Origin of the sequence: Mycobacterium sp. Marseille-P9652 (assembly GCF_902652685.1) — a bacterium.
Classification (GTDB): Bacteria; Actinomycetota; Actinomycetes; order Mycobacteriales; family Mycobacteriaceae; genus Mycobacterium.
In genome coordinates, this window is record NZ_CACRUY010000041.1 from 39,860 (window position 1) to 49,056 (window position 9,197).

At 62.2% G+C, this 9,197-nt stretch carries 9 protein-coding genes; 2 read left to right on the forward strand and 7 right to left on the reverse strand.

The features are described 5' to 3' along the window. The first annotated feature begins 570 nt into the window (after positions 1-570). Both GPY60_RS19485 and GPY60_RS19490 read left to right on the forward strand, forming a co-directional pair. A complete protein-coding gene (locus GPY60_RS19485; RefSeq protein ID WP_156689332.1) occupies positions 571-2,484 on the forward strand; it encodes a PE family protein in 1,914 nt (637 codons plus the stop codon). Positions 2,485-2,747: 263 nt separating this feature from the next. Further along, a complete protein-coding gene (locus GPY60_RS19490) occupies positions 2,748-3,932 on the forward strand; it encodes an AlbA family DNA-binding domain-containing protein (RefSeq protein WP_231639730.1) in 1,185 nt (394 codons plus the stop codon). Between the two features lie 316 nt (positions 3,933-4,248). Here GPY60_RS19490 and GPY60_RS19495 read toward each other — a convergent pair whose 3' ends face one another. The 7 genes from GPY60_RS19495 to GPY60_RS19525 form a co-directional block, all read right to left on the reverse strand. Continuing rightward, entirely contained in the window at positions 4,249-4,536 is a 288-nt protein-coding gene (locus tag GPY60_RS19495) for a hypothetical protein (RefSeq protein ID WP_156689334.1), read from the reverse strand. 249 nt (positions 4,537-4,785) lie between these two features. After that, the gene (locus tag GPY60_RS27775; RefSeq protein WP_197283744.1) at positions 4,786-5,664 is read right to left on the reverse strand and encodes a DUF732 domain-containing protein; all 879 of its coding nucleotides are present in this window, start codon (positions 5,662-5,664) and stop codon (positions 4,786-4,788) included. Positions 5,665-5,900: 236 nt separating this feature from the next. Further along, positions 5,901-7,436 carry an adenylate/guanylate cyclase domain-containing protein gene (locus GPY60_RS19505; protein ID WP_156689335.1) on the reverse strand — a complete coding sequence of 512 codons (1,536 nt, stop codon included), beginning with the start codon at positions 7,434-7,436 and terminating at the stop codon, positions 5,901-5,903. Positions 7,437-7,515: 79 nt separating this feature from the next. Then, on the reverse strand, positions 7,516-7,689 hold the full coding sequence (locus GPY60_RS19510; RefSeq protein ID WP_156689336.1) for a hypothetical protein: 174 nt from the start codon (positions 7,687-7,689) through the stop codon (positions 7,516-7,518). Between the two features lie 57 nt (positions 7,690-7,746). Beyond that, positions 7,747-7,980 (reverse strand): hypothetical protein, encoded by a 234-nt coding sequence (locus tag GPY60_RS19515; protein WP_156689337.1) that lies wholly within the window; start codon positions 7,978-7,980, stop codon positions 7,747-7,749. Positions 7,981-8,229: 249 nt separating this feature from the next. After that, positions 8,230-8,454, reverse strand: coding sequence for a hypothetical protein (locus GPY60_RS19520; RefSeq protein WP_156689338.1), 225 nt, complete (start codon positions 8,452-8,454; stop codon positions 8,230-8,232). A gap of 97 nt (positions 8,455-8,551) precedes the next feature. Next, positions 8,552-8,863, reverse strand: coding sequence for a DUF732 domain-containing protein (locus GPY60_RS19525; protein ID WP_156689339.1), 312 nt, complete (start codon positions 8,861-8,863; stop codon positions 8,552-8,554). Positions 8,864-9,197: the final 334 nt, after the last annotated feature.

A 9,197-nucleotide genomic window follows, 5' to 3' on the forward strand; every position in this document is an offset into this window, starting at 1 on the left:
CCAGAGCGCAGGACCCCTTACAAAAGAGGACTGAAACCAACTCGACCTGCAGGTCCAGCTAACGGTTGTCGGGGCACCCCTGCTCTCGTCGGGGGCGGCCCGGTTCACGCCGAGAGACGTGCCCTCGCTTCAGCGGCAGGGGCTGCGTTCGCTTCGGGGGCAGCAATGTTCCCAGGATTGGGACGCCGCCAAGGTGTTCGCTGCACCACTTGTCAACGGCACTCTTGTAGCTGCCGTCATCGTTGTAGAACCGACGGTGAATCCACGGAATCTGGTCGAGTTTGAGGGCCAGTTGCTTGCCGGCCGCGGCGGCCGTGACGATCGGTCTCACGCTTCCTAATCTATACAAATTTGCACTTCGGCGCCCCCAGGTGCGTCGGCAACCGAGTCGCCCCGATCGCGCGTCTGGACTAATCGATCGGGCCGCCGTGCTCTCCTCAGGGGAAGCCCAGCCATTTTGCGAAATTGCGTTCCGACCACTAGGCAAGAGCTATCAGACACGCGTACAGTACGTGAGTTGTTTTGGCGTTTCATGTGAGGCCCGCAATTCCCCGACCATGGGAGCTAGCGATGTCGTCTTTTGTGATCGCTTCGCCGGATGTGTTCGCATCGGCATCAGAGGATCTGAGTGCGATTGGGTCGGTGATTCGGGCGGCCCATGTCGCGGCAGCGCCATCGACGACGACAGTAGCGGCTGCGGCTGAAGACGAGGTGTCGCAGGCGATTGCGTCACTGTTTTCCGGCTACGCGCAGCGATATCAGGCGCTTAGCGCCCAGGCGAGTGCCTTTCACGACACGTTCGTCAACCTACTCGGTGGCGGGGCCGCGCAGTATGTGAGCACCGAGATCGCCAATGCCGGGCAAATGTTGGTGAACACGGTGCAAGCGCCCTCGCAATCTTTACTGGGCAATCCAGCCGCGAGCTCACCGTCGCCTGGGGTGTTTTCTTCGCTTATCGATGCCGCTTTGATCAACCCAACGGTGATTTCGACCGCCAAGAGCGTGATCGATGCAGTTACCACGACGACTTCGAGCACCAAGAGTTACGGTTATGGCACTGACGGCACGCAGACCGTGACGGTTGACCGGGTTGTCCTAAACCTTGCACCACTCGCTGATGAAGTTCAAAACGTTGTTCAAGGATCATTGGGCAGCCAGTTGGCATCGAGTATTAACGGACTTTCCGGCACGCCTCTTTTAACTAGCACCACGATCTCGGGATCGGATTCTGCCGGGAAGTCGGTAACAACCGTGGACTATCGCACTTTGGGCGGCTTCGGTATAGGGGTCAATGCAGACACCGCTAACCAGAGTTACAGCGCAAATTTGAGCATCCCGGGCTTCGACATATCGTCAGGGGCAAGCCCCGCAGGTTTCTATGGGAGTAGCCACGTTTTAGGTAGCGGCGGGGCGCTGGCAGTAAATAATGGAAGTGTGATTGCCAGTGTGCAGTTTGGTGCGGAACTCAGCAAGGACCTCAGTCTCGGCGATGCTTCGGCAACGATTCAGGTGAACACGGCAACCGGGAACGTGTCTGGCGACCTATCTTTAAACAGCGGATATTTTGGCGCGTTTAAGGGTGATCTGCTGCTGGACCCTGGCGACGGTATCGGGGGCACCTACACTCAATCTGGTTGGCTAAATTCCCTTTTGGTGGGGACCAGTGACCCCGTCAATATTCCTCTTCAACTCGACAATCCTTCTTTCCTCGGCTCTTATCCACCGGCTTTAAATCCCTCTAAGGTCCTCGATGATCTGACCAGTGGAGTGAATTTCTCAAGCCTCAATAAACTGACGATACAATCCCAAGTTGGAAATAATCCGATCACTCAAGGTATAGATGGCTTTGTCGGAGATCTATCGAATTGGCCCACGCAGCTATTGGACTTCGGATACGCAACTGATCCTGCGCTGACAAATTACATAGTGGGTGTATGTAATGCGCCCGCAGACCTCTTATTGGGGCATCCACTAATCGGTGATGGCGGGTTGCTCGTCAACACTGCGACCGGCGGCACCGGCAGCGGCACCGACACCGGAGGCAGCATCTCCGCCGACTCAATCGTGGGAACCTGGAAAGAAGTCAACGAAGTAGCAACAGGCTCCTTCGTGGGCACTGCCCCTGGCGTTGCCTATCAAAATGGGGCCGAATATTCGATCACCAAGACCGGAGCTGTGTACGACTTCGCAGGTGCAGGAACTCTGACCCCAACCCAACCCCTGAACTACTCGGGCACATGGGGCCCAGCCATCAACCAGGGTCTTCAATCAGTCATACAGACCCAATACCAAGATCCCTACATCTCCGATGTAGTGCTTACCTTGCCATGGGGAGCGACCTTGTCGAGTGACGGCACGGTCATGAACCTCGTCGAGAACCTCACCTGGACGTGGGTTGTCACAGACCCAGGTCCACCTACTTCTGTCTTCAATCAAGGTGGCACGGAGCAAATTACCGTTACCTTTGACAAGGTTTCGAATTAGTGCCGCCGCACAGTTATGTCGCCCAAAGCTAGGGCGAGTTTCCGTCAACGGGCCGGCGATCTAACAGGTTAGGGCGCGTCGCAAGGTCGGCAGTGGGGCCGATCGAAGCTTGCCTGAAAGCGTGTGAGCCGCGCTCGAAAGTTTGCCGCAGCCCGGTGTGCCTTGCCAAATGTCTTTGAGAACACCCGCTTTCGGACACGGATCGAACCCAGGATCTCGGAGCAATGTCGAGACGGGCACGCCATGTGTCTAGTGTCAGGACGGTGACTAACTCGGAACCCTGGCCACCGCGCACAGAGGAGCAGATTGCACACGCAGCGGCCAACGGACTCCTGGAGGAAACCCACTACCTCGACATCAAGCGCGAACTGGCCACAGGACCACGTGCGAACAGAGACATCGCGAAGGACATCGCGGCGTTCGCGCTCGACGGCGGCGTCATCGTAATCGGGGTCGACGAGGTCACTTCGCCGCCTAAGCTGCACCCGATTGATGTAGCCAACCTCGGCGAGCGGATCGAGTCGATCGCCGCCTCCTCGGTCCACGAAGCGGTCACCGTGTACACGCACGTCGTCGAATCCAGCACTCCCGGGCTGGGCTATCTGGTCGTTGAGATCCCGCCATCACCACGAGCGCCGCACATGGCCGACGGGCGCTATTACGGCCGCGGCGACAAGAGGAACCGCCCGCTTCCTCACGAAGAAGTATTGAGGCTACATGAGCAGCAAGCGCGGCTCGACCAAGACATTGTCGCCGAATCTCAGGAGACGCTCGACCTATTGAAACGGCAATACCAGTTCCACTCAGAACCGCTACTGATTCGAGCCAAGCCACTAGGCGCTCGCGGCAATTTCCTGATGCAATTGTCGGACTCTGGCAGTTGGCGTGACGACGTGAGGGACCTCGTACGACTCGCGGCGGTCGGTTCACACCAAGCCGCGGTGCCGTCTCTGGGCGCGCCGACGGGTGCGGCTAGAAGGGACCGCGGTGTCGCCGCAACGGTGAATATGTTTGACGACAAGCGATTTGGTGGTCCGCAGGATGCTGCAGAAGTGACACTGCGCGAGGACGGCACCATCACCCTGGTATCGGAACGAGCGGTTGCTTACCCGAATCCGGGAGATGCTCGGATATTGGAGGCGGTTTTCCTCGGCCATGCCGACCTGATGGCGCGGCTTGCCGCACGAGTATCCGCCTACGGCTTCCGCGGGTCGTGGCGTTTCGCAATTGCCGCAAACGGCCTCCACGGCGCTCGATCAGCTGAGTTGAGAAACTACTTCGACATCACCGACGCGCCACCCTTCTCCGAATCGCGTTACGGACAGGCGGCCACCGCAACTTTGAAGGAGCTGGAAACCATCCCACCGATGGTGGTGAGTGAGCTTGTAGGCCCGTTGCTTCGGTCTATCGGGAGCGCCGGCCACTTTCCCTGGGTATTCGAGCGATGACCACGTCGGTCAAGTCCTAAATGATTGCCGGGTCGGACGTGCTGGCATGCCACGCGGTGCTTTGGGTTCGAGCCGAATTGGTCGGTGGCATTGAGTGCCTCGACTTCCTCGGCACCTCTGCATGGCGAGGAAGTCCGCGAACTCCTGCACGTCACCGCCAGGCCACTCGTTGCCCGCCGTCAGCCACCGCGGGCGCTGGCCCGCGCACAAGCACGAGCAGGGCTCGTCGTTCCGTCCCACCGCTCGCACTGCGGCCACCGCCGGGCGTCGACTAGCTCGGGCGGCAGCGATTCCCCTTCAGGTGGTCTGCGCCGCATCACGCCCCCAACTGGTAAACGCCGCGGATGCCACGGCGCTGGCTTGCTGCTGGGCGGTCGTCCTCATCGCCAGTCGGCACGCGCAGTGCCACCAACAGGCGCGCCAGGGTGATCCGCTGCTGACGGATTTCGGCGACGGCAGGATGCGTTTTACCGCCCATTTCGATAGGGAAAACCGGCCCATCGGCATTAATGCGGGCCTGTAGAGCAGCGATCAAATCAGCTGTGCGTGCAGCGTTCTCCAATAGCAGCAGCTCGTGAGGCTCAAGCTCATAAGCGCTGGTCACCGCGTCCCACAGCTTGCGCCCCGCGGAACTCAATTTCCGCGGGTCGGGTGCGTAACTGCGGCCATCAGGAGCCTTTCAGGGTCGAGTGCGGTTCAGTCTGCGTGGGGGGCGCCGTCCATGCCGTAATAGGTGCGGATGGGGCCTAGGGGAGTCATAGGCCAGGTGGGGGGGTCCAGCAGGGTTGAACGAAGGGGTCACGCCTAGCCGGCGTCGTTGCGCTCCCCCGGTCACCCACGCTCGGTTCTTGTCTCAGGGTGCGAGGCTGACAAAGCCCGGCGCCGGCGACGGCCGCGCCCCCGGACCGCCGCCGTTGCCACCGCCGTCAGTGCTACCACCGCCGGTGCTCCCACCACCCGTGCTCCCACCGCCGTTACTGCCAGCAGCGCCCCCCGGCTGAGGACCGACAGCAGGAGGCTCCACCTGCTGCGGTGGAGGCGGCGGCTGTTGCGGTGTTGGCGGCGGTTTTTGCGGCGGAGGCGGCGGCCGATTGGGTCGAGGCACAGGCGCGAGTTGCTGGGGTGTTGGCTCGACCTGTGCCGCCGGCGGCTGTGGAACCTGCGGCGGGTCGGGTTGGGTGATATCTCCGGACGGAATCGCTTCGGTCAGCCAAGCGGGCACTGCGCCCCGCGCGTCACCGTCGGACCTGCTTCCCGCGGAGCGGACGGAAGCGAAAGCCATCGGCAACGTCTGGGGACGTACCCCTGCCCGAGGACCAGGCGTGGAGAAGCCGTAGTCGTTGGTTACGTACGGATCGGTCATATGGCTTGGGCAGTAGACCTGTATTGATACGGCGATGAATCTGACGGCGGTTCTGTGAACCCGTCCGGACGCTTGGCGGTATTCCGGATTGTGCTCGAACATACCGTTCATCTCTTCGTCGACCACGTCGTAGACCGTGGCGCCGTGATCGAGTTCGGCACAGATTTGATGGGCTCGGGCAACGAGAGCGGGCACGTTGTCGACGGCGGGAATCTGGGCTGCCGCGAGTTGCGTCACGAAGAAATCCTGCAGTTCGTGCTGGGTTGGGCCTGGGTCGGCGCCTGCCGCGCCGGCGCAAATAACTGCGGCGGTCAGCACCGTCGAGGCGCTGGCGAGAGCGCCTGCAAGGGTGGCAATGCCGGTGCGCACGGCAGGATTTCCGTTTCTTCGGGGCCTTCTGCTCAGTAGCTAATTCAACACGTGTAACGACAGGACGTCCATAGGTGTAGTTGTGGTTGCCGGGCCGCCCCTGTACTCCTCGCGGGCGGTCCGATCGCGTTATGCCGGCTGTTAGGCGGCGTGCCGGCTGCAACTGGAGATGGTGACATGACTGGAGTTTCCATCGCGCACCAGAGTTTTCGCACTTCGAAGCGATTCACGCCCCATCAGTTGGTGATGTCGACTCGTTCGTCGGCTTCTTGGTCGAGGCCGAAAACCTGCACGGAGGCCGACTTCCCTTTCAGGACATAGGATCCCCGGTCGATGAGCCCGGCCGGCGGGGACGCAAGCGCGTCGACGCACTGCTGGGTGAGAAGGATGGTGTCCCCTGTTGTCTTGGTGAGTTGCTCGACGCGGGCCGCCACGTTGACGGCGTCACCGATGAGGGTGAACTCCAGTTTGCCGCCGCCGCCGATGGTTCCGGCGATCACGACGCCGGTGTTGAGCCCGATGCCGATCCGAAGCTGCCCACCGAACCGCTCGGGAACCAGGCGGTGAATCAGCACCGCGGCGGTGACCGCGGCATCGGCATGGTCAGCGAGGTCGTTGGGGGCGCCAAACACGGCCAGCGCGCCGTCGCCGAGGAACTTGTTGACGTGGCCACCGGCGTCGACGACGGCAGGCACCACGATTTCGAACAGCGCGTTCAGACGCGAAACGGTGTCCTCGGCCGAATTCGCCTCCGCGAACGGAGTGAAGTCTCGGACGTCGACGAACATCACCGTCACCTCGCGGCGCTCCCCGCTGAACACGTCGTCACCCTGCGCGAGCAACCGGGCCGCAAGCGCCGGGTCGACATAGGTACCGAACGCGGCGTGCAGGCGACGCCGCTCCGCCAAGCCGGCCTGCATGCGGTTGAACGACGCCGCCAGCGCACCGAGGTCGTCGTCCTGTACCACCGGCAGACCCTGGCTGTAGTCACCCGCCGCAACCCGCTTGGTTCCTTCGGCCAGGTCCCGAATGGGTTGCATGGAAGGTGCGAACGAGGCTCCGACAGTGATGGGAACCGCGAAGAACAGCGCCAACCCAGCCGCCACCCCCACCACGAGGACCACGGGAGCCTCGCGGGCGCCCGTGAAGGCCAACGCCAGCATTGCACCTGCGGCAGCAAACGCGAACGCAGCGGCCAGCACCGTCAGGTTCGACCAGGCGGCGAACGTCGGACGAGAGCGGGGCAGGCTTTCGCCCAACCCCGTCGTACCGGTAAGCGCCACCCGGGCAGGCCGCAGCGCCGCTTCCGCGATGCTGTGCTGTCCGATCAGAACCACCGAAAGTCCGAAGGCCGCGCCCACGACCGCGTACTGGCCCAACCGTGAGCCCGTCGACCCGCAAACCGCAGCCACCAGACCGAACAGCACAGCGATGAAGACAGCGTCGGCCACCAATGCCCGGATCCCCAGTGCCCTGGCATAGGCATACGTGGCTTCGAGCACCTTTGCCCGATCGACCTCTTGCCCGGCGGCCCATCGCTCCAGAAGCCGACTTTTGCCGACTCCGGGAAGGACGTTCACGTAGGTCGTCACGAGCACCGCTCCGACAGCCAGCGCGCCCGCCTCCACGTAACGATCGGACCCCTCCATGGCGACGACCACAAAACACAAGACGACATAGACCGCAATCAATTCGGCGGACAGGATCACATACATCGCCCACGAATACCGCGATCGGTACCGATCCCACGCCCACTGCCACACGCGCTCCATGCCGGGAGACTAAATGGCCGGCGGTGTTTTCATCCTCCTTCTGCGCGGAATATTCGTCCCGCACTGAATGACGACCTCGCTAGTTCTCGGGTGGATATTCCCAAATGTTCGTGTGGTTCAACTCGTGGTGATGGACGCACACCATTTGCTTGCCCTGCCCGTCGGTGGTGGGTGGTGCACCCAGCGGGCATTGGTCCCCCGGCGACGGCGCCAGCGGTGCGAACACCAGCGCGGCGACTATTGCGAATTTCATACCAAAGACACGAATTCAGCCAGGCAGTTGTTCACGTCAGCCCCAGCCGGGCACTGACTAGTTGGCACCCGGCTTCGGGCTGGCCGCGGCAGGGGCGCCATAGATGCAATCGTGCAGCTCCTGACTTCCCGGGGCGAAGTCGAAGCCGCAGTTGCACTCGTGAGCGTCGCGGGGCGCGAGCGAATCGCAATATGGGGTGGTCGCGGACGCCGCCGGCGCGGTCCACGCCACCTCGGTCGACATGGCTGCCGCCGCGACGCCGACCGCCGCAATCAGTACTTTCGTCTTCACCGTTGGAATTCCTTCTCTTGCCGACGACGGCGCTCTGCTGCGCCCGTTACCGAGATGAGAGCATCCTGCGCACTCAGGTTGCCGAATACTAGCGTTTTCGCGGGAAAGCCGCATTCCGGCGGCCGCCCGAAAACACGCGGCTCAACTCAGTAGCAAGACTCCTCGGTGCCAACGAAAGCAATTGTCTCGCTTAACGTCCGGGGCACTCAGGGCGACCCGAACCCCCCGGGCGAACCCATGCGCGCGACGCTAGGGTTGCTGGGGCGGTGCGGGCGCCGGCGGCGGGCACGGCTTGCCGCCGCGAATTCCGATGACCGTTCCCGTCGTCGTGGTCACCGGTCCCACCGTCACACCGCAGGGCCAGTTGGCCACATTGCCGGGATCATTCGGGTCCGGATCGGCTTGCGCGACCCCCGCGCTGAACGCCAGGGCGGCGAACGCCAGCCCCGCACCCATGATTGCTTGTTTCCGCATTTCTTTCTCCCCCTAAGCCGATTTTGAGTTTTCGCGGGATGTTGCGCGCAGAAGCGTCGTCGCCGCCGACAAATTGCCGGCGGCCGCGCTGACGGTGTTATGAGGACTTGTGCTTGTCCGGGCAGTATTCCGCCGTGGCTGCGAGCACGAACAGCCTGGCTTGAGCCTGGTCCATTCGCATCTTCAGCTGGTCGATCTCATCGCTCGGGGTGTATCCGGCGGAAAGGTCTTGGCACATCGTGCGCCCCATGTTGCCGGTCTGGGACGCGTCACCAAGATGGATCCCGTTCGACGCCAGGTAATTGGTGAATTCCGCGTCCTTGTTGTCAGCGCCGGCCACCGCCGCGGGCACCACCATCAGGGCCATCGCGGCGCCGATGACGCACCCAGACACCTTCTTGATCATCATCCCCCACCACTTTCACGGGTCACATGACACTCGGGACAAGACGGGACACCCGAAGCACCGCCTCGAGAACCCTTGCACGGGTATTACCCCCGGTGGGGACTAATTGACCGCCGGTTCCAAAGTTCAACCAGCCGTTCATCTCTCGTTTCGGCCGAGTTCGATCCAGGTGGGCGCTCATTCTCGCCACGACACGTAAATCCCTGCGATGACACGCCGCTTGGGCTCAAGGGGTGATTGCAACACTTCGTAGTTAGGGGTGTTGATGACGGGTGAGCCTCAGGGGTTATCGGTGCGCCGTCGGTTTTGGGAGCTGGTAGCGCAGGGTGTGCCGCCG